Source organism: Bacteroides ovatus (assembly GCF_001314995.1).
GTDB lineage: Bacteria > Bacteroidota > Bacteroidia > Bacteroidales > Bacteroidaceae > Bacteroides > Bacteroides ovatus.
Window position 1 is genome coordinate 4,617,281 of record NZ_CP012938.1, and the last position, 25,426, is coordinate 4,642,706.

Annotated in this window: 13 protein-coding genes and 2 pseudogenes; 14 read left to right on the plus strand and 1 reads right to left on the minus strand. The window is 41.9% G+C overall.

Features of this window, described 5'->3' with window-relative positions; all coding sequences use genetic code 11:
* Nucleotide 1: 1 nt before the first annotated feature.
* The 9 genes and pseudogenes from tnpB to Bovatus_RS17720 all read left to right on the plus strand — a co-directional run bounded on the left by tnpB (nt 2) and on the right by Bovatus_RS17720 (nt 14,531).
* Nucleotides 2-346 (plus strand): IS66 family insertion sequence element accessory protein TnpB, encoded by a 345-nt coding sequence (tnpB, locus tag Bovatus_RS17675; RefSeq protein WP_004297053.1) that lies wholly within the window; start codon nt 2-4, stop codon nt 344-346.
* A gap of 88 nt (nt 347-434) precedes the next feature.
* Complete coding sequence (gene tnpC, locus Bovatus_RS17680) at nt 435-2,213, plus strand: IS66 family transposase (protein WP_004300191.1); 1,779 nt, start codon at nt 435-437, stop codon at nt 2,211-2,213.
* 691 nt (nt 2,214-2,904) lie between these two features.
* Nucleotides 2,905-3,513: pseudogene (locus tag Bovatus_RS17685) on the plus strand (DUF1793 domain-containing protein); the annotation flags it as partial.
* A 17-nt stretch (nt 3,514-3,530) separates the two neighbouring features.
* Nucleotides 3,531-5,029: pseudogene (locus tag Bovatus_RS24965) on the plus strand (IPT/TIG domain-containing protein).
* A 12-nt stretch (nt 5,030-5,041) separates the two neighbouring features.
* The gene (locus Bovatus_RS17700) at nt 5,042-8,137 is read left to right on the plus strand and encodes a SusC/RagA family TonB-linked outer membrane protein (protein ID WP_004299512.1); all 3,096 of its coding nucleotides are present in this window, start codon (nt 5,042-5,044) and stop codon (nt 8,135-8,137) included.
* Nucleotides 8,138-8,152: 15 nt separating this feature from the next.
* The gene (locus Bovatus_RS17705) at nt 8,153-10,201 is read left to right on the plus strand and encodes a RagB/SusD family nutrient uptake outer membrane protein (protein WP_004299513.1); all 2,049 of its coding nucleotides are present in this window, start codon (nt 8,153-8,155) and stop codon (nt 10,199-10,201) included.
* Nucleotides 10,202-10,221: 20 nt separating this feature from the next.
* The gene (locus tag Bovatus_RS17710) at nt 10,222-11,241 is read left to right on the plus strand and encodes a DUF4973 domain-containing protein (protein ID WP_004299514.1); all 1,020 of its coding nucleotides are present in this window, start codon (nt 10,222-10,224) and stop codon (nt 11,239-11,241) included.
* Between the two features lie 214 nt (nt 11,242-11,455).
* A complete protein-coding gene (locus Bovatus_RS17715) occupies nt 11,456-12,808 on the plus strand; it encodes a sulfatase family protein (RefSeq protein WP_004299515.1) in 1,353 nt (450 codons plus the stop codon).
* Between the two features lie 37 nt (nt 12,809-12,845).
* On the plus strand, nt 12,846-14,531 hold the full coding sequence (locus Bovatus_RS17720) for an arylsulfatase (protein WP_052587960.1): 1,686 nt from the start codon (nt 12,846-12,848) through the stop codon (nt 14,529-14,531).
* Between the two features lie 125 nt (nt 14,532-14,656).
* Here Bovatus_RS17720 and Bovatus_RS17725 read toward each other — a convergent pair whose 3' ends face one another.
* Complete coding sequence (locus Bovatus_RS17725) at nt 14,657-17,218, minus strand: hypothetical protein (protein ID WP_004299518.1); 2,562 nt, start codon at nt 17,216-17,218, stop codon at nt 14,657-14,659.
* Nucleotides 17,219-17,448: 230 nt separating this feature from the next.
* On the opposite strand from Bovatus_RS17725, the gene Bovatus_RS17730 reads away from it, so the two are divergent.
* The 5 genes from Bovatus_RS17730 (at nt 17,449) to Bovatus_RS17750 (ending at nt 25,355) form a co-directional block, all read left to right on the plus strand.
* Nucleotides 17,449-19,041, plus strand: coding sequence for an arylsulfatase (locus Bovatus_RS17730; protein ID WP_004299519.1), 1,593 nt, complete (start codon nt 17,449-17,451; stop codon nt 19,039-19,041).
* A gap of 18 nt (nt 19,042-19,059) precedes the next feature.
* Entirely contained in the window at nt 19,060-20,430 is a 1,371-nt protein-coding gene (locus Bovatus_RS17735) for a sulfatase family protein (protein WP_004299520.1), read from the plus strand.
* A gap of 55 nt (nt 20,431-20,485) precedes the next feature.
* Nucleotides 20,486-21,862, plus strand: a complete 1,377-nt coding sequence (locus Bovatus_RS17740) for an arylsulfatase B (RefSeq protein WP_004299521.1) — start codon at nt 20,486-20,488, stop codon at nt 21,860-21,862.
* A 34-nt stretch (nt 21,863-21,896) separates the two neighbouring features.
* Nucleotides 21,897-23,276, plus strand: a complete 1,380-nt coding sequence (locus Bovatus_RS17745; protein ID WP_004299522.1) for a sulfatase family protein — start codon at nt 21,897-21,899, stop codon at nt 23,274-23,276.
* 561 nt (nt 23,277-23,837) lie between these two features.
* A complete protein-coding gene (locus Bovatus_RS17750; RefSeq protein ID WP_004299524.1) occupies nt 23,838-25,355 on the plus strand; it encodes a sulfatase-like hydrolase/transferase in 1,518 nt (505 codons plus the stop codon).
* Nucleotides 25,356-25,426: the final 71 nt, after the last annotated feature.

The following is a 25,426-nucleotide window of genomic DNA, read 5'->3' on the forward strand; positions in this document are numbered from 1 at the left end:
TATGCTTGGACTGAGTGCTAACCTTAACTATTACCTGTTTAACGGTAATGTTGATTTGCGGAAAGGCATTTTCCGTCTGTGTGAGAGTATAAGGGAAGAAATGTCCCTTGACCCGAGCGATGCGTCCAATGTATATATGTTCATGTCCCGGAACCGAAAGGTTGTGAAGATACTTCATTACGAACGCGGTTTTTATGTGCTTTACGAAAAACGTCCTGTTATGGGCAAATTCAAGAAACCTGTATTTGATGAAGTCTCCAGGTGCTACCGGATACAGTGGTCGGACATGGCTTATCTTACGGAAAGCATTGTAGTTGACAAGATGTACGTTAGTCCGAAAGGCTAATATTAACATACTGATTATCAACAGGATAGTATAAAAAATAAACGGTAAAAAGTTTGCGTAAGTGCCTGATTTTTCGTACCTTTATATCATGATTGATGAAAGAGCATACGAGTTACTTTGCTGCCAGCTGGGTCTGGCGAATGAGGAAAAGGCAGGTCTTCGCAAACAGAATAAAGAATTGATTGCGAGGCTTGAGTCTATTGAAGAATCCAACAGGGAGAACTCTAAAAATCTGATAGATACCATCAATGATCTCAAAGATACCATCGAAAAGCAGTCAACCACGGTTGAACATTACAGGAAAGAAATGGAACTTATGAGAAAGCAGCTTGAAGCAAAGGATGAGGTGAACAGGATGCTGGCAAACGAGATCTCCAATCTCAGACTTCAGCTTGAGGACAGCAGGAAACACCGTTTCGGCCGTACTTCCGAGCAAAGAAGGCTGTTGAACAACCGTAATCTCGACAAGTCCGCTCTGGAACAATCCGAGTATGACGGTTCTGACAGGAAGGATGATAATAATAAGACCGATGATAACGAAACCGGCAGCAATACCTCTTCCGGCAACATACCTGCCCAGAACAGCAAACCTTCAAGGAGAAAGGAAACCGCACCACGTGCCGGGAAAACAAAATTGAAAGTTGACAAGGTGGTAGTACATGAAGTGGACGAGTATTACACGCTTCCAGAAGGGGGACGGTTTATGAACCGCAACGGTATGCCTGATGTGTGGGAATACAGGGTCATAGAACATGTAAGGGCTTATAACGTGGAGCATGTTTACAAGGTGGCAAGGGTAAAGCTTGCGGACGGCACTTTCACAAGCACCATGGAACATCCGCTGAAAAACCTTGGAGGTATCTTCTCTCCTGAACTGCTTGCCCGTCTGCTTTGTCTGAAATATGACTTCAGCATGCCTGAGAACAGACAGATAAGACTGCTTGCAAGAGAGGGTATCCACATAAGCAATACCACGCTGAACAGCTATATCCATAACGGAATCGCCAAACTAAGGGAGTTCATGGAAGATGTCTTCAAGGAGTTTGTACAGAGAGCTAATTACCTTATGGTTGATGAGACTACTGAGCTTGTTGGAGTGGAAACAAAGGAAGGTAAGGCTTACAGGAGAAAGTACTTATGGGCTTTCTTTGCCAAGCATATTAAGATGGTCTATTATCACTATAATAACGGCAGCAGGTCGTCCGATGCGGCAAAATCATTCCTGGAATATTTTATGGGAACCATATCCACTGACGGATATACGGTTTACAGGATGTTTGACGGAGACGACTCAAAGGTGCTTCATATAGGATGCTGGACGCATTGTAGAAGGTTGTGGGTTGATGCCCTGCCTTCAGACAGAACAGCGATGGACATAATAGATCCTATCGGTGAGATGTTCAGAAATGAAGACCTGTTCCGTATGATGAAACTCAGCGGTGAGCAGATTAAGGAAAGAAGGCTTAAGCTAACAGGACCGATTCTTGAACGTATCCATCATAAGGTGGTCATTATGATGCAGGATGCGAAGATTATGGCTAACGAACTGATGAGAAAGGCCGTGAACTATACGATAAACCAGTGGAAATCCTTGAGAAATATCCTCAAGGACGGTTCAGCAGAAATCTCGAACAACCTCTGTGAGCAAAGGATGAAACCTGTAAAGCTGCTGCTCAAGAACTGTATGAACGTTGGCAGTGAGGATGCGGCAGAAAACTCTGCATTCACCTTCTCTCTGATAGAAAGCTGTAAGTTGAACGGCATAGACCCTCAGAATTACCTGAAACACTTGTTTGAATGTATTCTTCATGGTAAGGACTGCGACAAGAAGGCTCTTCTGCCATGTTTCTATAAACCGGAATGTTAAAACAAAAATATTTTCTTACGGGCATTTTTATTTTATCGGCTGAAAGACAGCCGATAAAATTGGCGTGGCGGAAAATAGTATGGTTACTTATATATATTCCTTTTATTGAATATATATAGCATAATTCTTTATAAACATGTATTTTTTCCTACTATCGAAAACAAGTTTTGATATAATGAAACAAGTCGTTGGTTTAAAAGGAACATTTCCTACCTTTAAAAGAAACTACTTATTGGTTTAAAATAAACCACACTATGGACTCCTGAATGGGGTTCTAACATCTACTTTCCTTATTACCTTAAGCTATCACACAATAACATTTCTCTGCAAAATAGCATAAAAAGATAGATAAATCATTCCAGAAAGTTTTATTTACGTCGAATTCATTCAACAAGAGTAATTATTCAATCTATTTGATTTTTAATATCTTAAAATGTTGCTAGTTTTTATGTCATAAAAGAAATTACATGGATAAATGAAAAGAGAGAGAGGAAAAATATTCATTTTTTCAGATTAGTCCATTTCTCATCTTAGACTACCACTACATTTATCCATTAACTTTTTATTTATTAAAAGTCTGCTCATAAGTTAGAATTTTGTACTTTATTTAATAGCCATAACAACACAAAGACAATACAGAGCAAAGATAATCATCTGTATTTCAAACAATTGATAAATGGCAGTTTAGTCTGGACAGGACCCGGAAAACCAACTTTGCACGGATGACTTCGCCGGACATTGGGCTCATAATGCCAATCTTTCCGTGAAAGCGATCATGGGAGTGGCCGGATACAGTGAAATGGCTCGGATGCTCGGATTGAATGATGTAGCTGAAAAATATGCTGTTATAGCTAAGAAAATGGCAGTGAAATGGGAAGAAATGGCGAATGAGGGCGACCACTATCGCTTGGCTTTCGACCGTAAGAATACCTGGAGCCAGAAGTATAATATGGTTTGGGACAAATTGTGGAACCTGAATTTATTTCCTAATAATGTAATTGGAAAAGAGCTCAATTATTATCTAACAAAACAGAATCCTTATGGACTCCCTTTGGATTCTCGTAAAGAATACACAAAATCCGACTGGATCATGTGGACGGCAGCTATGTCATCAGATAAGGAAACCTTCCAGAAATTCTCTGATCCTGTCTATAAATATATCAATGAAACAGTATCTCGTGTACCTATCAGTGACTGGCACCACACAGACAGTGGAAAATGGGTGGGCTTCAGAGCCCGTTCGGTGATCGGAGGATACTGGATGAAGGTATTAATGGATAAAGTTCAAAACAATCAATAATTTAAATCTAGTGTATTATGAAATGTAAAACTATGAAACATGGGAACATAGGGCTACAATGCATGATGTTGGTATTCATTTTGGCAGTCTGTTTTAGTAGCTGCAAAGATAGCAAAGACGATACATCAGCGCCTTATGATCCGAATCTGCCAGTAGAAGTGACGGATTTCACACCTAAATCGGGAGGTGGAAAGAAGAAAATGATAATCTATGGTAGCAACTTTGGAATAGATTGTTCTATTATTTCTGTTAAGGTAGGTGGTAAAGAAGCCATTGTCATTAGTTCTAAAGGTACCAGTATCTACTGCTCCACGCCGGAGAGCTGTTTCGAAGGAACTGTAGAAATAAAGATAGGTGAACAAACTGTGATAGCATCTGAAAAATATCAGTACGAACCACAAATGGTAGTAACAGACTTATGTGGTGATGTAGATGAACTGGGAGAGGGAAATATTGTAGACACTGGTCCGTTTGACGATTGTGGAAAGATAGACTATCCTTTTTGGTTTTCTTTTGATCCCCAACATTCTAATATTCTTTATTTGTCTCAAAATAAAGGAAATCTGAGAGTGTTAGATTTGGAAAAGGAAATGATCTATACTAAGGAACTAAATAATATCAACCGTGCAACTACTATTACATGGACTAATGATGGTGATATGATATTGGCTGCTCCCCAGAATGGTGGTGCTAAGAATAGAAACAATATTATTTTAAAGCGTGGAAGCAGTACAGACGGACAAGATTTCAAAGAGTCTGTTGGGTCGCTTTGGCGCGTGGTAATGCTTGTAACGGGTCTATGGTGCTTCCACAAACGGGAGAACTTTACTTCAATCATCGTGCAACAGGCAATGTGTACAGATATAATTTTGAAGAAAACGGCTATAATAACAATCCGGAAGTTCCTGGTGGAGCAGGGTTGAATGACTTTTTGGCATTTAGTGTACCTAATCAGACGGTTGACTTTAGTATGGTTCCTCATCCAACAGGTAAATATGTTTATATCATCATGCATGAATCGCATTATATACTTCGTTCCAATTATGATGAGGAGACTAAAAAACTGGTAACTCCATATATTGTGTGCGGACAATCCGGTCAGGCTGATTATAAGGATCTTGTAGGTATCAATGCACGCATCAATAAACCAGGTCAAGGTGTTTTCGTATTTAACGAGGAGTATAAGGCTGCTAATAAGGATGATTGGTATGACTTCTATTTCGCAGATAAAGAGAATCATTGTATTCGAATATTGACTCCGGATGGGGTGGTTTCTACGTTTGCCGGACGCGGTTCTGCCTCTGCAAGTAGCTATAAATGGGGTAAGCAAAATGGAGAAGTACGTGAGAGAGCTCGCTTTAATCAACCGGTAGCTTTGGCTTACGATGAGGTAACAAAGACTTTCTATGTGGGTGATTCGGGAAATTATAAGATCCGGAAGATTGCTAAAGAACAGGCATCTGACGATTTAGTTGGAGAAGAATCTAATGACAATCAGGACCAAGAAAATCAATAAAAAGAAGAACACATGAGAATAAAAGAATTTATTACGATTTGTCTGTTATTAGTCTCTGTTTCCCTTTTTGCTCAAGAGAAGACTATTGAGGTAACGGGAGTTGTGACAGATATGAATAAAGAACCATTGGTTGGTGTCAATGTAACAGTGAAAGACAAACCTGGTTTAGGAGCGATAACAGATATCAACGGACGTTACAAGATAAACATAGAGGAATTTTCTCGTTTGGTATTTTCGTATATTGGTTTTGATACACAAGAAATATTGGTGAAGCACCAAAATCTGGTCAATGTGTCAATGAAAGAATCGGAGGCTAGAGAAATTGATGAAGTAGTAATTACGGGAACGGGTGCGCAGAAGAAATTGACTGTGACTGGTGCAGTGACGAATGTAGATGTAGAGGTGCTGAAATCAAATCCTACGGCGAATCTTTCTAATGCATTGGCCGGAAATGTATCAGGTGTCCTTGCCATGCAAACTTCCGGACAACCGGGTGTGAATACTTCTGAATTCTGGATTCGAGGTATATCCACTTTTGGTGCTAATAGCTCCGCATTAGTATTAGTTGATGGTTTTGAACGCGATTTAGATGAAATCAATATTGAGTCTTTTACTGTATTGAAGGATGCTTCTACAACCGCGATTTATGGTTCTCGTGGCGCAAATGGTGTAGTGTTGATTACTACCAAGCATGGTAAAGAAGGTAAGATTAAGATTAATGCTAAAGTGGAGACTTCTTATAATGCGCGTACCATCACACCGGAATTTGCAGATGGTTACAGTTATGCCATGCTGATGAATGAAGCATGTATAACTCGTAATCAAGAGAGAATTTATCAGAATGACGAAATGGAAATTCTGCGATTGGGACTTGACCCGGATTTATATCCGAATGTAGACTGGATGGATGTCCTGTTGAAAGATGGAGCTATGACTTATCGTGCTAATCTGAATATGAGTGGCGGAGGTAGCACGGCGCGTTATTTTGTATCGCTTAGTTATGTGAATGAAGAAGGTATGTACAAAACGGATGATGCCATGCGTAAGGATTATAATACTAATCCTAGTAGTCAACGTTGGAATTACCGTTTGAATACGGATATTGATGTAACGAAGACTACTCTTGTAAAAGTAGGCGTATCCGGTTCATTAAAGAAGCGTAATGCACCGGGGCAGGGCTCTAACGTATGGACTTCATTGATGGGGCAGAGTCCAATCAGTATTCCTGTGATGTATTCTAATGGTTACATTCCTGCACACGGGAAAGAAGATAATCGCAATAATCCTTGGGTACTTGCTACACAGAGTGGTTATAAAGAAATCTGGAATAATAAAATTCAGACCAATATTTCTTTGGAACAAAAGTTGGATTTTATCACTAAAGGCCTGCGTTTTGAAGGACGTTTCGGGTTCGACACGAATAATCAGAGTGAAATAAACCGGATAAGAATGCCGGAAACATGGCGTGCCCAAAGAGATCGCAATGATGAGGGAAAGGTGATCTTCAACCAACAAAGTGCCGAAAAACCGATGGAGCAAACCAGTGCCTCTACTGGTGAACGCCGTGAATTCCTGGAAGCATTTTTACAATATAACCGTGCATTTCACGCGCATCATTTGAGTGGAACATTGAAATATAGTCAGGATGCTTATCGGACAACAGTTGATATTGGAACGGATGTAAAGAATGGGATTGCCAAACGTCACATGGGATTGGCCGGTCGGGTAAGTTACAACTGGAACTATCGCTATTTTGCTGACTTTAACTTTGGCTATAATGGTTCGGAAAATTTTGCTGATGGACATCGTTTCGGCTTTTTCCCTGCGTTTTCTCTCGCTTGGAATATAGCAGAAGAAACGTTTATAAAGAAACATCTGAAATGGATGAATATGTTCAAGTTACGTTATTCCTATGGCAAAGTGGGTAGCGATAAGCTTAAAATAGGTGATACAACATATCGTTTTCCCTATTTGTACACAATCAAGGATGATGGAAATGGCTGGACTTGGAGTGATTACGGTTCTCCGGACAATGTGTATACAGGAATGCAGTATACGCAGCTGGCCTCCAACAATGTCACTTGGGAAATTGCGACCAAGCACGATGCAGGTGTGGATTTATCCTTATTCAATGACAAGTTTACGGCTACTGTAGATTATTTCCATGAACAGCGTGATGGTATCTATATGGAACGTAATTATCTACCTGGCATTGTGGGTGTAAATACTTATCCAAAAGCGAATGTGGGAAGTGTGCGGTCGAAAGGTTTTGACGGTAATTTTGCTTACAAGCAGAAAATAGGTAAAGTCAATCTGACTGTACGTGGTAACTTTACTTACAGTAAGAATGAGATTCTGGAGAAAGACGAAGAAAATGCAGTTTATCCCTATCAAAAGGAGGCTGGTTACAGGGTTAATCAGGCGAAGGGATTAATTGCTTTGGGATTGTTTAAAGATTATGATGATATACGCAATAGCCCGCAGCAAACTAACTGGGGGAAGGTGCAACCGGGTGACATTAAATATAAAGATGTCAATGGAGACGGAATTATTAATGGCAGTGATGAGGTAGCTATTGGTGCAACAACGAAGCCTAACTTGATTTATGGTTTTGGTATTTCTGCACAGTGGAAAGGCTTCGACTTCAATGCACACTTCCAAGGAGCAGGCAAGTCTTCGTTCTTCATTAATGGCCCTACCGTATATGCCTTTAATGGTAGTCAGTGGGGAAATGTCCTGACGAATTTGGTGAAAGACCGCTATGTCGATGCGGAGACAGCTGCCACATTGGGTATTCCGGCTAATGAAAATCCTAATGCTTCGTATCCCCGGCTTAGTTATGGAGGGAACGATAATAACTATAGAGCTTCTACTTACTGGCTCAGGGATGGTTCTTATTTACGCTTGAAAACATTGGAAGTGGGTTATACATTACCGAAATCGATTGTGAACAAGATACGGTTTAACAAGATACGTGTCTTTTTCATTGGTACCAACATCTTGACGTTTGCTAAATTTAAAGAATGGGACCCGGAAATGGGAAGTTCTAACGGAGAAAAATATCCGCTTGCTAAGACATTTACTTTGGGATTAACTGTGAATATCTAATTAAATGCATGAAAAATGAGAAAGATATATAAACTGTATATTGGTATTATATTGAGTGTAATTGCCGTTGCTTGTTCGGATAACCTCGACTCAGATAAATATTTTAAAGACCGCCGGTCTTTGGAGGATGTTTTTACCGACAAGGAATCTACGGAAGAATGGTTAGCACATGCCTATTCCTTTTTAGGCGGATACAATTTGGAAGTGTCTAACATGCTTAATACAATCACTAACTTTGCCGATGACATTTACTTCGGTGGTAATAGTCTCGATGCGTATAAGACGTTCAAGACCGGTACTTATGATGAGAGTTACCGTCATTCGTGGGGCGATAGTTATAAAGGTATTCGTCAAGCATCTATCTTCATCCAAAATATTGATATGAATACGAAGTATACGGAAGAAGAGAGAGCTGATATGAAAGCGCAGGCACGTTTTGTTCGTGCTTACTATTATTGGTTGTTACTTCGCAAATATGGTCCTGTACCTTTATTACCAGATGAGGGGCTTGACTATACTTCCGATTATGATGATTTGGCAATTCAACGTAGTTCGTATGATGAATGTGTGGAATATATTGAATCGGAGATGCGTCTGGCAGCCAAGGATTTGCCTCTGCCCCGAGCCATTAATCAGGTGGCGCGTCCCACACGGGGAGCAGCATTGGCGGCTCGTGCCAGAGCATTGATATATTCAGCGAGTCCTATCAATAATCCCCGTCCGGGAGATCCGGATAAGTTCTCGGATTTGGTAGACTATGAAGGAAATTGTCTGATGTCCCAGGAATACAATGAATATAAGTGGGCAAGAGCAGCAGCTGCGGCAAGAGATGTGATGGAACTTCCCGGTGAGAACAACGGTCATCGTTATGAACTCTACCACAAAAAGGCAACTAACATTGCTGAACCCGGATATCCTGCTACCATTACCCCTTATCAGGATGGTGACTTCTCGACAAAGACATGGAACGAAGGTGGCTATAGCGATATAGATCCTTACGAATCCTACCGGGCAGTTTTCAATGGTTCGTTAGCGATGTATCAGAACCCGGAGTTGATTTTCAGCCGTGGGCGTAATCAAGGGGTCAATAGTATTGCTGAAATGGTGAAACTTCAAATGCCGAAAACTTTGGGTGGAGGAAATAATGCTTATGGTATGACACAAAAGATGTGTGATGCTTATTATATGGCAAACGGAGACGAATTCAGTAGAGAACATTTTAAAGAAGAATATCCTTCCGGTACACGTTTTGTTACCAAAAAGGAAGTTGAGGCAGGCACATATCCTCAAATAAAGGAAGGCGTATATAAGGAATATGCGGATAGAGAACCGCGTTTCTATGCATCCGTTTCGTTCAATGGCTGCGTATGGGCTTTGCTGAAAAATGCAGAGACAACAGATTATAAGAATGACGTTGAGAAACAAGTTAACTATTATTACGGTATCAATACTGACGGTTTCTCTGGTACCGGTGTCTATTTACGATCCGGGATCGGTATCATGAAATATGTGCATCCGGACGATACAAATCGTAAGGAAATCAAAGCGAAAGCAGAACCTGCCATCCGCTTTGCCGAGATTCTGTTGATTTATGCCGAAGCGTTGAATGAACTGGAAGATGGATCTTCGTACGACATTCCATCGTGGGATGGATCTACCAGTTATTCCGTCAAACGTGATGTTGATGAAATGAAAAAAGGCATCAGACAAGTACGTCGCCGTGCGGGTGTACCCGATTATACAATGCCAGAGTACCAGGATCGGGATGTATTCCGCAAGAAACTGAAACGTGAACGTCAGATTGAACTCATGGCCGAAGGGCAGCGTTATTTTGATTTGCGTAGATGGAAAGATGCAGAAGTGGAAGAATCCAAGAAAAATTACGGGTGTAATTTCTATATGTCGGATGTAGAAGAGCAGAGAGAACAATTCTATACTCCGATTGAAATTGCAGACTTACCTACTGCCTTCTCACGTAAACTCTATTTCTGGCCTATCAGCCACGATGAGTTGAAACGTAATAAACGGTTGACGCAGAACCCGGGATGGACATACAATGATTAATCTCCTAATAAGAATATGATATGAAGAATATATATATTTATTTAAGTTTATTGGCTGTCATCGTCTTGGGAACCGCTTGTAATAATGAGTGGGAAGATGAGCAGTATGAACAATACGTATCTTTCAAAGCGCCTATCGCTTCAGGAAGCGATGGTGTTACTACCATCTACGTTAGGTATAAGGACAATGGAAAAGTGACCTATCAGCTACCTATCATTGTCAGTGGCTCTACAGTGAATAGCCAAGACAGAGATATACATATAGCAGTAGATAAGGATACGCTGAAAACACTGAATATCGAACGTTTTAGTCTTTATCGTCCGGAATTATGGTATACGGAAATGGAGGAAGACAAATATGAATTTCCAGAAACAGTACATATTCCTGCCGGTTCGTGCGTAGAACTATTAAATATAGATTTCAATTTGCAAGACATTGATATGTTGGAAAAATGGGTTTTACCGTTGACCATTGTTGATGATGGATCCTATGCTTATCAAAGTCATCCGCGCAAGAACTATGCAAAAGCTTTGTTGAAGGTAGTACCTTTTAATAATTATTCCGGTTCGTACACGGCTTCTTCCATGAAAGTGTACACTTATATAAATGGTAAGCCTGATACGAATGCAAGAACGACGGACAAGCGTACAGGATATGTGGTAGATAACAATTCCATATTCTTTTATGCCGGTTTGATTAATGAGGATATGGATAAGGATATGCGTAAGAAATACAAAATTAATGTGCACTTCAAAGAAGATGGAACATTGGATATGAAGCAGGATGATCCAAGTAACGAAATGGAGTTTGAACTGATTGGGACGCCTACTTATAGTAGTACTTCGGTTATGGACGCGACACGCCCTTATTTGGAACGTCGTTATGTTCAAATTATGTTTGAATACGACTTCCAAGATTTTACTTATGGAGGTAGTGGTACAGAAGTAATTCCTATCAAGTATAGAGTAGCAGGAAGTATGACGCTTCTGCGGAATATCAATACGCAGATTCCGGATGAAGACCAGCAGATTGAATGGTAATAATATAGATAATGAAATAGGGAAGATATGGAAATTATATCTTCCCTATTTACTTGTAATAGATCCTGATTAGTTACTTCCATCTCTGTTTACCTGTTTTTTTCCTTTATTGATTTGTATTTTTCCCTTTCTCTTAAAAAACTTACTTACTTTTGTTCTGTAAGTCAGTCACACGAAACCGACAAAAAGCATAGTTAATTAAATCAGAATAATTATGAACATCAAAAAACATTTGCCTTGGTTGGGAGCTTTATTACCCGTGGCCAGTATGCAGGCAGAGACAAAACCCAATGTGGTCGTCATCTATGTAGATGATATGGGAATCGGAGATATCGGTTGTTATGGAGGTAAGTTTGTTCCTACTCCGAATATTGATAAGATAGCGCAGGACGGATTGTTATTCAATCAGTATTATTCATCCGCACCGGTCAGCTCACCTTCACGTTGCGGATTGACAACAGGCAAATTCCCGATTGAAGTAGGAATTAATACCTTTTTAAATAATAAAGCCAGCAACAAGAAGTGTGAACAGCGTAACTTTTTGAGTGACAAGAATCCTTCCATGGCACGTGCTTTCCAAAGTGCAGGTTATGCCACCGGACACATAGGTAAATGGCACATGGGAGGCGGGCGCGACGTGCACAATGCACCTTCTATTAAAAATTATGGTTTTGACGAATATATATCGACGTATGAAAGTCCGGACCCGGAACCGGCAATCACTGCTACGAACTGGATATGGTCGGCCAAAGACAGCGTAAAACGCTGGAGACGTACCGAGTACTTTGTAAACAAGAGCATCGACTTTGTCAAACGTCATAAAGACCAGCCTTTCTTTTTGAATCTCTGGCCGGATGATATGCATACTCCTTGGGTACCGGAATTTAAGCAAAAGGATAACAAAAGCTGGAATACGGAAGAAGCCTTCATCCCTGTTCTTGCTGAAATGGACAAACAGATCGGACGTTTTATCAAAGCATTGGATGAGTTGGGATTGTCGGAAAATACAATCGTGATTTTCACTAGTGATAATGGACCGGCGCCCAGTTTCCAATCCGCTCGTGCTGCTTATTTAAGAGGAACGAAGAACAGCCTTTATGAAGGTGGAATTCGTATGCCGTTCCTTATAAAATACCCCAAGAAAATAAAGGCTGGACAAGTGAATAATGAGAGTGTACTGTGTGCAGTCGATTTATATCCCTCTTTATGTGCGATAGCTGGAATTGAAACAGAGAAAGGTTATCAGGGAGACGGACAAAATTATGATAAAGTTCTTTTGGGCAAATCGAAAGCTAAACGTAAAACGGATTTGATGTGGGATTTCGGTAGAAACCAATTCTTTAAGAAACCGGGAAATGTAAACGACAGAAGTCCTCATCTGGCTATACGCAGTGGCAACTGGAAACTATTGATAAATAGTGATGGAAGCGATGCACAGCTGTACGATATTGAAAAAGACAAATTCGAGAAAAACGATGTGGCGCAGTCGCATCCGCAAGTCGTAGCTAAGTTGAGCAAAAAAGTATGTAAATGGTTTGCGGAAAACAAAGATAAAGGAAAAGAGTAATACAGTGAAAAACAAATTATAAACCAATATTAAACTTATGAATTCTAAATTATTACTATTACCGACCGCCTTGATGGTTGCTGGCCATTCTGCAGCAGAGGCGAAAGGCAAGAAATCGGACAAACGTCCTAATATCTTGGTAATTCTTGCAGATGACCTTGGCTATTCCGATCTGGGATGCTATGGTAGCGAGATTCATACTCCTAATTTGGATAAACTGGCACAAGAAGGAGTACGCTTTAATCATTTCTATAATGCAAGTCGTAGTTGCCCGACTCGTGCTTCCCTGTTGACGGGACTTTACCAGCACCAAGCCGGAATCGGACGAATGACCTTTGATGCTCACTTGCCGGGCTATCGCGGAACACTCTCACGCAATGCCGTTACCATTGCCGAGGTGTTGAAAGAAGCAGGATATACCACCAGTATGGTTGGAAAATGGCATGTTGCAGAGACTCCACTCCGTAAAGACCAACGCGAATGGTTGGCACACCGTGTCTTCCATGATACATTCTCTGATTTATGTCATTATCCCGTCAATCGTGGGTTTGATTCTCACTATGGAGTGATTTATGGAGTGGTGGATTACTTTGATCCGTTCAGTTTAGTAGAAGGTGAAGTGCCTATAAAGGAAGTACCCAAAGGATATTATATAACCCAAGCTCTTTCTGACCGCGCTGTGCAGGAAGTGGAAGAATATGCAAAGGATGATAAACCATTCTTTATGTACTTGGCTTATACAGCACCGCATTGGCCGCTGCATGCACTTCCTGAAGATATTGGGAAATATAAGGATACTTATAAAGTAGGTTGGGAAGCTATCCGTAATGCCCGTTATGAACGTCAGAAGCAGTTGGGTATTTTCCCGGGAATGGATAACTTCTTGTCCGAACGTCAGTTCCATGACAAATGGGAAGACAATCCACATGCAGAATGGGATGCCCGTGCGATGGCCGTTCACGCTGCAATGATCGACCGTGTAGATCAGGGTATTGGACAAATTATCGAGGCTTTGAAAAAGACCGGACAGCTTGATAATACATTGATTCTTTTCTTGTCTGATAATGGTTGCAGTAATGAAGACTGCCAGAACATGTCTGGTGGAGAGAACGACCGTCCGGATATGACTCGTGATGGAAAGAAAATCATTTACCCGCGTAATAAACAAGTATTGCCTGGACCACAGACTACATACGCTTCATTGGGAGCCCGTTGGTCTAATGTAGCGAATACTCCATTCCGCTTTTGGAAAGCTAAATCTTATGAGGGAGGAATCTGTACTCCGATGATTGCTCATTGGCCGAAAGGAATTAAAAAGAACGTGGGTGGCATGACATCTGAAATAGGGCATGTAATGGACATCATGGCTACTTGTGTCGATTTAGCGGATGCTGAATATCCGGCAACGTATAAAGGACATGATATTCTTCCAATGGAAGGAAAGAGCTTACTTCCTATCTTCAAGACCGGACATCGCAAGGGACACGACTATCTGGGTTTTGAACACTTCAACGAACGTGCTTTTCTTTCCAATGATGGCTGGAAACTGGTTCGCCCGAAAAATAACTCTCAATGGGAATTGTACAATCTGAATGAAGACCGGAGCGAGCAACATGATCTGGCTGCTAAATATCCGGAGAAGGTGGCAGAAATGTCAAAAGCATACGAAGCATGGGCGAAGCGTTGCATGGTAGAACCTTACCCAGGACAAAAAAAGAAATAACTGTCATTCCATTTAAAACGGAATGAATAGAAACATTGAAAGAATAATGGGGATGAAGGATTCCGGATCAGGAATAACTTCATCCCCATTAATAATATCTGCTATGAGGTTATCTACAACAAGAGCTATTGCTCCGCTTGCCCGATTGTAGAATACTTCATACTTCCTATTTGTCCATCCTTACTCATCGTTTCCGCCTGAATAATCACCGGAGTGGAATATTGGTTATTATAACATTCAATCACAGCTTTTCCATTTTCATCTGTCCGTACAGACGGATTCCAGTAGAGCGTCCGTCTTTTATCCACTTTATCCATATACAATTCTTTGGTCGGGTAGGCAGGTGAATAATATTCCAGTGCATGAGTATATCCCTGAATGACTGTTTGCCGGGTACCAAGTACGGCAGTCTGACTTTTGTTCAATACATCGCGTCTGGGTAGGGGAATCAGGTAGAAAACACTGTATTTATCCAGTTTGCTGATATCCACTCCCGTGCTATCGGTTACTTCAGACATTTTTGTATTTTGGATGATGTCGTCATCAATGCCTCCGGTTCCTTTGCTGATGATGATAGAAGCCAATCCATCCACTTCGGTCAACATCATTTGAGTTTCTGTCTCGGATAAAATGTGGTTATCCATAATATAGCAGATCGGTTTCTGCCGATAAGTAAGCTTGTCATTGCTACGATCCCAATCGAATTGCGGACTTAACTTTTCCATTAATTCCGGAATAGTTGTGACAATCTTCCCATTGTCACGTAATAAATCTACAGAGCGGCGTACGTCGTAATAAGCGTCGATGCTTTTCTCATTGATTTTAGTAGCCATATTACTTCCTTGCCGGCGTTTGCTTTTTATTTCCACTTCATCTAATACATAAAGCCCTTCTACTTTCCGGATAGAATCCATGTATAGAGAATCAAAATTCTCGGCTTTTTGTTGCCAGTGGGTCAAGTCCTTCCATTCAGGATGAAGCTCCTTGTAGCCGTAGGCTCGGGGAGCAGGTGAGAAATTACGGTCGATCAGGATGGATGCATCCTTGTTGCGTTCTTTACCGACTTTCCGGGTTTGGATCACCGCTTCCGTGGTTCCTTCAAAGTCTTCTACAGGAATGGTGAAACGACCGTTTTCATCGGTCACGGTTCCTCCGGTGATAAATTGGTCATCTTTCTTCACTATCACACTAAGCGCTATATCTTTCAGTTTATTTTTGAGGATCGTTGATTTAACCTGTCCGTTCAACACTAATTGAGCTTCCGGTAACTGCAACGGAGTGAAAGGAGCAGTAGAAATGGCTTGGCTCATGTCATATTTACGCCATCCATGCACCATTAATAATATATCCAGTTCCGTTTGCTTCCGGGGAGACGGCGATGCAAAATAATAACCGGGCTGATGGATATATCCTTTTAAATCAGATGTTAACAGCAAATCAGTGAAGATGTTGTTATCATACTCCAGATAATCTGACCGGACGGCATCCCGGATACTGACCGATACATCTCCCGATATCGGTTCTCCTTTGGCATTCTTTACCTGTAACTCACAACGAATAGGAGCGTAGGGAGTATACACCTCTTTCAGGCCCTCTGCGGATAGTTGTAGAGGAGCACGTGGATTGGAAAAGACAAAACGCTCGCATAACGTATTACCAGCCCGGTTGATGAGGCTGACTTGCAGTACGCCTGCCGGTAGTTTGCGGGTAGGCAGAATGAACTCTTGTGGAGCGTCCGCCCGGCAACTAATCAATTGATGAACATACGGCCGTCCCTGATGACTGATAAATACAGCCAATGTATCTTGAGGAGTGGCGGCATTGCAGGATACTTTCACCAAAAGGGCACCGGCATTGTTGACAGTACTCAATACATACCCGTTAGGCAACGCCTGTGGAAGGGTAAATTCATATTTCTTTCCTTGAAAATCGACTTTGGCAACAGCCGGTTGTGCAGAAGGTGTATATTCAAAATGCCCCATTCCATCGTGCAAAGTCTCGAAAGAAGTGATTTCTGCTCCTTCTTTGGTATAGATCATTCCTGATAATTCTATATTCCCTTCATCTTTACTCTCCGCCTTGAAAGCCACTTGCGAAGTCACTCCTTCCACTAATTGCCCTCCTTCGGGAAAAAAGCGCACACTTAACTTCTCCTTTGTTTCCGACGGACGGTTCTCCATTGACGAACTAAGTTCGTAAGTTGTGATACTACGTTCCAGCTTATCACTATTCGCAAGTTGATAAATCGGGAAAGTACGTGAGAAATACTGCGGTTCGTTGAAAGCAAGCATCCAGCGGGTATAGGCACGTACCTCATAATAGCCGGATAACATGGAACGGGGAAGAACGAATTGTCCGTTCCCTTCTCCCTGCGTCAGTTTGATGATTTGTTTATCTGCTATATGTCCTGTCTGATCCACCAGTTCTACATACAGAGGGCGGCTGATCTGACTGAAAATCTGTTGTTCGGCAAGAGTGACATAAGCCTTAAACCAGATCGTATCTCCAACATAATAACTGGTATTGTCAAAATGCAAATACGCTTTCTCTCGTGGAAAGTTGTTGGCAAATGTCTGTGCTTGGTTCATGTATTGTTGGAATATAACTTTGGCAGGAGGAATCTCTCCCCATGCTATTGCTAGTGATAAGCAAAAAGAAAGAAGAAAAAGAATTCGTTTGTTTTTCATTTCAATAGGTTTTTAACTAAAATGCAAAGTTAGAATATATTGACCTAAAAATAGAAAACTAATTGTTCAATAAAGGAAAAAAACTATTCAGAGTAGAAATAAAAGTTCATGGACGCAATGTATATCTGTTGGATAGCATATATACCTGATTTTGTTCTTTATTGATTAGCATTTTTCCTTCCTTTTGCATAAACTTCCCTATTTTTGTTTTCCAGATAATTGATAATACTATGGTAAAGAAGAATTTCTTAATGACTGCCCCCTTACTGATGGCATCGTTTTGTTCGGCACAGGAAAAGCCGAACGTCGTACTGATTATGGTAGATGATATGGGTTATTCCGATATCGGCTGCTACGGTGGAGAAATACTGACCCCTAATATTGATGCATTGGCATCCAAAGGAGTACGTTTCACGCAATTCTACAATACTTCACGTTCATGTCCCGCCCGGGCTAGTTTAATGACAGGACTATATCAACATCAGGCAGGTATCGGTCAGATGTCCGAAGACCCGTTTAAAAATCCCGGCCAGAAGAGTCCGAATGATTGGGGAGTGCCGGGATACAAAGGATTCCTCAACCGCAATTGTGTCACAATAGCCGAAGTTCTGAAAGAAGGCGGCTACCATACCTATATGGCAGGTAAATGGCATCTGGGAATGCATGGAGAAGAAAAGTGGCCCTTGCAACGGGGATTTGAACGCTTCTACGGAATTTTGGCAGGAGCTTGCAGTTATCTCCGTCCATCGGGAGGACGCGGCTTGACCCTTGACAATACAAAACTTCCGGAGCCGGAAGCACCCTATTATACAACAGATGCATTTACCGATTACGCAATCCGCTTTGTTGATGAACAGAAAGATGACAAACCTTTCTTCCTATATCTGGCATTCAACGCTCCTCACTGGCCGTTGCAGGCAAAAGAAGAAGATATTCAAAAATTCACGAAGATCTATCGTGAGAAAGGATGGGATGAAATTCGTGAAGCAAGACGCAAACGGATGACTAAGTTGGGAATCATTGATCCGAACACAGAGTTTGCCGAATGGGAAAATCGGAAATGGGACGAACTGACAGAGAAGGAAAAAGATGAAGTAGCCTACCGGATGGCCGTTTATGCAGCGCAGGTGCATTGTGTAGATTATAATGTAGGAAAACTGCTGGACTACCTGAAGAAGAATCATAAACTGGATAACACGCTTGTCATGTTCTTGTCCGACAACGGTGCTTGTGCCGAGCCATACGCTGAATTGGGAGGCGGGAAAGTGTCTGAAATCAACAATCCGGCTTGTAGTGTGTTCCCTTCTTACGGAAGAGCATGGGCACAGGTTTCCAATACTCCGTTCCGTAAATACAAATGCCGTTCTTATGAAGGAGGTATTTCTACCCCTCTCATCGTGTCGTGGAAAAGCAATCTGAAGAATAAGAAAGGTGAATGGTGCCGTGTTCCCGGTTATTTGCCGGACATTATGCCGACAATTCTGGAAGCAACAGGAGCCGCCTATCCGGAAACTTATCACGGCGGAAACAAAATATATCCATTGGTAGGCAGTAGCCTTTTCCCTGCTATTCAAAAGAAAGCAGACTCTATACACGAATATATGTATTGGGAACATCAGAACAATAGAGCGATCCGCTGGGGAAACTGGAAAGCAATCCGCGACGAAAAAGGAAAAGAATGGGAATTGTACGATGTGGTTAAAGACCGTACCGAACGTAACAATCTGGCAGAACAGCACCCTGAAGTGCTTACCAAGTTAGTTGCCGAATGGGAGAAATGGGCGAATGCAAACTTTGTATTACCTAAGCATCCAAAGAAATAAATAAAGGAGGAACACAAAATGAATAAATTACTAGTAAGTGCATCCGTAGCCTTGGGAGCTACTAGCCTGTCTTTTGCCCAGCAAACGGAAAAACCGAACTTTCTGTTGTTCATAGCTGACGACTGTTCTCATTATGATCTGGGCTGTTATGGCAGTGTTGATTCGAAGACTCCGAATATCGACCACTTTGCCACACAGGGAGTACGTTTCACACAAGCCTATCAGGCTGTTCCGATGTCATCGCCTACCCGCCATAATCTATATACAGGTGTATGGCCTGTACGCAGCGGAGCTTACCCTAATCACACTTGTGCCAATGAAGGAACATTGAGCGTTGTACATCATCTGCAACCGTTGGGTTATAAAGTCGCGTTGATCGGGAAATCGCATATTGCCCCGAAATCAGTATTTCCTTTCGACCTTTATGTACCTCCTTTGAAAGGTGGGGACTTGAATTTTGAAGCAATTCAGAAATTTATTTCCGATTGCAAGGCGAAAGGCGAACCTTTCTGTCTGTTTGTAGCCTCCAATCAACCGCATACTCCTTGGAATAAAGGCGATGCCTCTCAATTTAATGCGGACAAACTGACACTGCCTCCTATGTATGTAGATATTCCCCAGACACGTGAGTTGTTTACCCATTATCTGGCAGAGATCAATTATATGGATCAGGAATTCGGCAATGTCCTTTCTATTTTAGATAAGGAAAAGATGACGGATAAATCAGTTGTCGTATATTTGAGCGAACAAGGCAACAGCCTGCCTTTTGCCAAATGGACTTGTTATGATGCGGGGGTACACTCTGCCTGTATCGTTCGTTGGCCGGGAGTGGTTAAGCCGGGAAGCGTAAGTGACGCGTTGGTAGAATACGTAGATATTGTCCCTACTTTTGTCGATATAATAGGAGGAAAGCCGCAGGCGAAAGTGGATGGCGAAAGCTTTAAACCGGTATTGACAGGCAAGAAGAAAGCACACAAGAAATATTCTTTCTCCCTTCAGACCACGAGAGGCATCAATGCCGGATCGCCTTATTATGGCATCCGTTCGGCATACGACGGCCGATACAGATATATTGTCAATCTCACCCCGGAAGCTACTTTCCAGAATGTTGAAACAAAATCTCCTTTGTTTAAAGAGTGGCAAAGTCTGGCAGAAACGGATGCTCATGCAAAAGCGATGACCACTAAATACCAGCATCGCCCTGCTATCGAATTGTATGATGTGAAGAACGACCCGTATTGTATGAAGAATCTGGCGGAGGACGCGAAACAAGCTTCTACCATCAGCCGCTTGGATAAAGAGTTGAAACGCTGGATGAAGGATTGTGGAGACGAAGGACAACCTACCGAGATGCGTGCCTTCGAACACATGCCTGGAAAGAGAAAATAAGCCGTCACACATCAAAACGAATGAAACACAGAATGTAATTTATAAATCGTATATCATGAAAAAAGAATTTTTTGGTTTGCTTTGTGGATGTACTCTGCTTCCGGCATTTCTTCATGCGCAGACAGAGCGTCCTAATATTGTGATTGTATTGGCCGACGATTTGGGTTGGGGTGATGTAGGATTTCATGGTAGTGAAATCAAGACTCCCTGTTTGGATGCTCTGGTAGGCGAAGGAGTGGAACTCGAACGCTTTTACACTTCTCCCATCAGTACGCCTACCCGTGCGGGACTGATGACGGGACGTTACCCGAATCGGTTTGGTGTCCGTTCGGCTGTTATTCCGCCCTGGCGTGAGGACGGACTAGATGAGAATGAAGAAACGATGGCCGATATGCTGGCACGTAACGGATATAAGAACAGAGCTATTATTGGTAAATGGCATTTGGGGCATACCAAGAAAGTGCATTATCCGATGAATAGGGGCTTTTCGCATTTCTATGGTCATCTGAACGGTGCGATAGATTATTTCGACCTGACGCGTGAAGGTGAACTGGACTGGCACAACGACTGGGAAACCTGCCACGACAAAGGATATTCTACCGAATTGATAACCAAAGAAGCCATCCGCTGTATCGATGCATACGAGAAAGAAGGTCCGTTTATGTTGTATGTGGCCTATAATGCACCTCATACACCTTTGCAGGCACAGGAAAAAGATATAAAACTCTATACTAACAATTTCGACAGCCTGACACCGAAAGAACAGAAAAAAGCGACTTACAGTGCAATGGTTTCTTGTATGGACAGGGGAATCGGTGCTATTGTAGATGCCTTGAAGAAGAAAGGAATTATGGACAACACTTTCTTTATCTTCTTTAGTGATAACGGCACTGCCGGTGTTCCGGGATCTTCATCAGGACCTTTGCGTGGACATAAATTCGACGAGTGGGATGGAGGCGTACATGCACCTGCTGTTCTTTATTGGAAGAAGGCAGAGAAACAATATAAGAACTTGAGTTCACAGGTGACAGGTTTTGTTGATCTTGTTCCCACATTGAAAGATTTGGTAGGAGATCACAGCCGTCCGAAACGTGAATATGACGGCATCAGCATCCTCCCTGTATTAAACGGTAAAAAGACCTGTATCGACCGCGATTTTTATCTGGGACACGGAGCAGTAGTCAATAAAGACTATAAACTGATTAGAAAAGGTATGAAACCGAGACTGGATTTGAAACAGGACTTTCTGGTTGATTATAAAACAGATCCTTACGAAAAGAAAAATGCCAGCGCAGGAAACGAGAAAATTGTGAAAGCTTTGTATGAGGTTGCCCTGAAATATGACACGATCACTCCTTGTATACCGGAAGTACCTTACGGTAAAGGTCGTGACGGATTCAAAGCTCCTAAAGAATGGAAAGTAGTACGTTGAATCTGTTAACCCTATGAATTGAAAATAATACAAGATGGAAAAATCAATGATTAGTTTATGCCTCCTAGGCGGATTGGCGATAGGAAACGGGTTTGCCCAAACTCCTTCGAAGCCTAATATATTATTAATCATAGCCGATGACTGCTCCTATTACGATATAGGCTGTTTCGGAGCAGTCAACAACAAGACTCCCCATATAGATGCATTGGCTCGACAGGGGATAAAGTTCAACAGTGCGTATAATTCTGTTTCGATGAGTACGCCTACCCGGCATTGTGTTTATACAGGTATGTATCCGATGCATCATGGCGGTTACGCCAACCATAGCTCGGTCAATGCCGATGTAAAATCTCTTCCCACTTATCTGGGAAATCTGGGTTATCGGGTTGGATTGGCCGGGAAGTGGCATATCAAACCTTTGGCTAACTTCCCGTTCGAAGATGTACCGGGATTCCCCAAAGGATGTACAAGCCCAAACACTGATTATCATACCAAAGGTATCGAGAAGTTTATGGAACGTGATGCTTCCCAACCTTTCTGCCTTGTCTTGGCTTCTATTAATTCGCACGCTCCCTGGACAGGTGGTGACGCTTCCATCTTCGATCGGAAGAAACTTCAGTTGCCGCCACAGTTTATCGACACGGAAGTGACGCGTGAATACTATGCCAGATATTTGGCGGAAGTCGGCTTGCTCGATCAGCAGGTGGGTGACGCTATGCAGATTCTGAAAGAAAAGAATCTGCTGCAGAACACTCTTGTCATTTTCATATCCGAGCAGGGTACGCAATTTGCCGGAGCCAAATGGACCAATTGGAGTGCCGGTGTCAAGTCGGCGATGGTGGCTTCCTGGCCGGGTGTCATTAAACCCGGTACGGAGACTTCCGCTATTGTGCAATATGAAGACCTTCTTCCTACATTTATCGATGTTGCAGGCGGAAAGGTGCCTGACGTAATAGATGGAAAGAGTCTGGTAGATGTATTTCAAGGGAAAACAAAGACACACCATAAGTATGCTTATCATGTTCACAACAATGTTCCGGAAGGTCCGGCATATCCAATCCGTTCTATTTCAGACGGACGCTATCGTCTAATCTGGAACTTGACTCCGGAGGAAACATACGTAGAAAAGCATATTGAAAAGGCAGAATGGTATCTCTCGTGGAAAGCACAGGACACGGATCAGGCACATAAAATCATGAATCGCTATAAGAATCGTCCCGAGTTCGAACTATATGATATCAAGAAAGATCCGTTCGAAATGAATAATCTGGCGGATGTGAAGAAATATAGTAAGAAGAAGGCAGAACTGACGATGGAACTGCAAAAATGGATGAAACAGCAAAATGATACCGGAGCTGATAAAGACCGGCCGCGTGCTCCTAAGAATAAGCAGAAGAAAGCAGCCAATGTATAATATTCGTAATGCTACCGCTTGTTGCTCTCTGAAAGAGATTTATCTTTTTTATTTCTCATTTCTTATAAAATCTAGATAATTAGTTTATAATCAGTAATATATAGTATGAGAAATGCTTTCTATACAGGCATTTCTCATGCTTTTTACAGATATTTTAACGAAAAAACGGCTATTTCTCATTCGTTTTTCAATGATTTCTCATACATCTGCCCTGTATTCATCCTGCATTTCTCATACATTTCTCATGATGATTGCATAGACGATGGTTGCTGATCTTATTTACATTGAAAACAGATGAAAGGTACTTATCATTCAAACAACCCTATGCCGGCATGTTTTTCATTCGTTATCGTCCAGTTATTGATAGAGCATCTCCATCGTTCCACTAGAGTGACGAGGGCTGTTCACTAGGGTGCATAGATTCGTTCACTGGAGTGAAAGGACTTGTCTACTGGAGTGGAACGATTGAGATGTCAGTCAGATAATCCGGGCATGTCGGTTGGAAAACATGAAGAGATAGGTTATATCATACACAAACTATAGCTTTAATACATTCAATATATGAATAAACTAATCACAATCTCCTCTGCACTTCTTACAGTTGCTGCTGTAAAAGCGCAAACGCCCAATATCGTATTTATATTGGCGGATGATTTGGGTTATGGAGACATCTCGGCCTTCAATCCCGAATCTAAAATCCATACTCCTAACATTGACAAACTGGCCGAGCACGGGATTGCCTTTACGGATGCCCATGCTTCTTCCGCTTTATCCACTCCTTCCAGATATTCTCTTCTGACTGGAAGGTATCCGTGGCGAACCAAGCTGAAACGAGGTGGTCTTGATGGCGATTCGCCTGCAATGATTGATCCTGAACGTCGCACAATCGCGCAAATGTTTTCAGCGAATGGCTATAATACCGCTTGTATCGGTAAATGGCACTTAGGCTGGGACTGGGGATATACGAACAATGGCAGAAGCATGAAAGATATAGATTTCTCGCTTCCGATCAAGAACGGACCCACCGACAGGGGATTTGATTACTATTTCGGCATACCGGCGTCATTGGATATTTCTCCCTATGTTTATGTGGAAAATAACAAAGCAACCTCTATCCCCGATCATGTGATAGAACCCCAGAAAAAGAATCTGGCATTACTGATGCACGGAGGAATGGCAGGAGCCGATTTCAAGCCGGAAGAATGTTTTCCCAACATCATTCGTCATAGCCTGAACTATATCAATGAGCAGAAAGACAGCAAGAAACCATTCTTTTTATATTTGCCTATTACTGCTCCTCACACCCCTATATTGCCTTCGAAAGAGTTTCAGGGCAAAACCAGTATCGGTCCTTATGGCGATTTCGTAGTCATGATAGACGACATGGTGCGCCAAATCGTAAAAACATTGAAGAAGAACAAGCAACTGGATAATACCATCATTGTCTTTGCTTCGGATAATGGGTGTGCCAGTTATATCGGCGTGAAAGATATGGAAAAGAAAGGACATTTTCCTAGTTACATCTACAGAGGCTACAAAAGCGATATTTACGAAGGCGGACACAGAATTCCCCTTATTGTCTCCTGGAAAGGAAAATATGGGAAAGAGACAAACAACTCTTTAGTTTCATTGATAGACTTTTATGCCACTTTTGCTCAAATGCTTAACCACAATTTGGAGACAGAAGAAGCTGTTGACAGTTACAGTATGTGGCCGATATTGAGTAAGAAAGGTGCTTCTGCGCGTAAGGACTTGGTGCACGAAGCGGGAGAGGGGTATTTGTCTTTGCGTACTTCCCAACTGAAATTGGTATTCTACGGAGGTTCGGGTGGCTCTTCCTATCCTCTCAAACCTTCTGATGTGGCGAAGTTCCCTCCGATGCAATTGTTTGATATCGTGAAAGATCCTTCGGAAAAAGAAAACATTATCGGTGATAAGCGTTACGAAAATGAGGTGAAAGAAATGAAACGGGCTATGAAGCAATATGTAGAGAATGGCCGTTCTACTCCTGGTGAAAAAGTATCGAATGATACGAAGAATAGTTGGAATCAGGTAAAGATCTTCATGCAGGAAGAATAAGCATTTCTGAAAAAGAATATGAATATAAAAAAACAGCACCCTGAATAGACGTCAGAGGTGCTGTTTTAGTT

What these genes read in the sequence shown, in the direction of transcription:
- Bovatus_RS17740 (WP_004299521.1), top strand. Translation starts at nt 20,486, where the DNA reads ATGAAAAAAGAATTTTTTGGTTTGCTTTGTGGATGTACTCTGCTTCCG.
- tnpB (WP_004297053.1), top strand. Translation starts at nt 2, where the DNA reads ATGCTTGGACTGAGTGCTAACCTTAACTATTACCTGTTTAACGGTAAT.
- Bovatus_RS17710 (WP_004299514.1), top strand. Translation starts at nt 10,222, where the DNA reads ATGAAGAATATATATATTTATTTAAGTTTATTGGCTGTCATCGTCTTG.
- Bovatus_RS17735 (WP_004299520.1), top strand. Translation starts at nt 19,060, where the DNA reads ATGAATAAATTACTAGTAAGTGCATCCGTAGCCTTGGGAGCTACTAGC.
- Bovatus_RS17720 (WP_052587960.1), top strand. Translation starts at nt 12,846, where the DNA reads ATGAATTCTAAATTATTACTATTACCGACCGCCTTGATGGTTGCTGGC.
- Bovatus_RS17725 (WP_004299518.1), bottom strand. Translation starts at nt 17,218, where the DNA reads ATGAAAAACAAACGAATTCTTTTTCTTCTTTCTTTTTGCTTATCACTA.
- Bovatus_RS17705 (WP_004299513.1), top strand. Translation starts at nt 8,153, where the DNA reads ATGAGAAAGATATATAAACTGTATATTGGTATTATATTGAGTGTAATT.
- Bovatus_RS17715 (WP_004299515.1), top strand. Translation starts at nt 11,456, where the DNA reads ATGAACATCAAAAAACATTTGCCTTGGTTGGGAGCTTTATTACCCGTG.
- Bovatus_RS17730 (WP_004299519.1), top strand. Translation starts at nt 17,449, where the DNA reads ATGGTAAAGAAGAATTTCTTAATGACTGCCCCCTTACTGATGGCATCG.
- Bovatus_RS17745 (WP_004299522.1), top strand. Translation starts at nt 21,897, where the DNA reads ATGGAAAAATCAATGATTAGTTTATGCCTCCTAGGCGGATTGGCGATA.
- Bovatus_RS17750 (WP_004299524.1), top strand. Translation starts at nt 23,838, where the DNA reads ATGAATAAACTAATCACAATCTCCTCTGCACTTCTTACAGTTGCTGCT.
- tnpC (WP_004300191.1), top strand. Translation starts at nt 435, where the DNA reads ATGATTGATGAAAGAGCATACGAGTTACTTTGCTGCCAGCTGGGTCTG.
- Bovatus_RS17700 (WP_004299512.1), top strand. Translation starts at nt 5,042, where the DNA reads ATGAGAATAAAAGAATTTATTACGATTTGTCTGTTATTAGTCTCTGTT.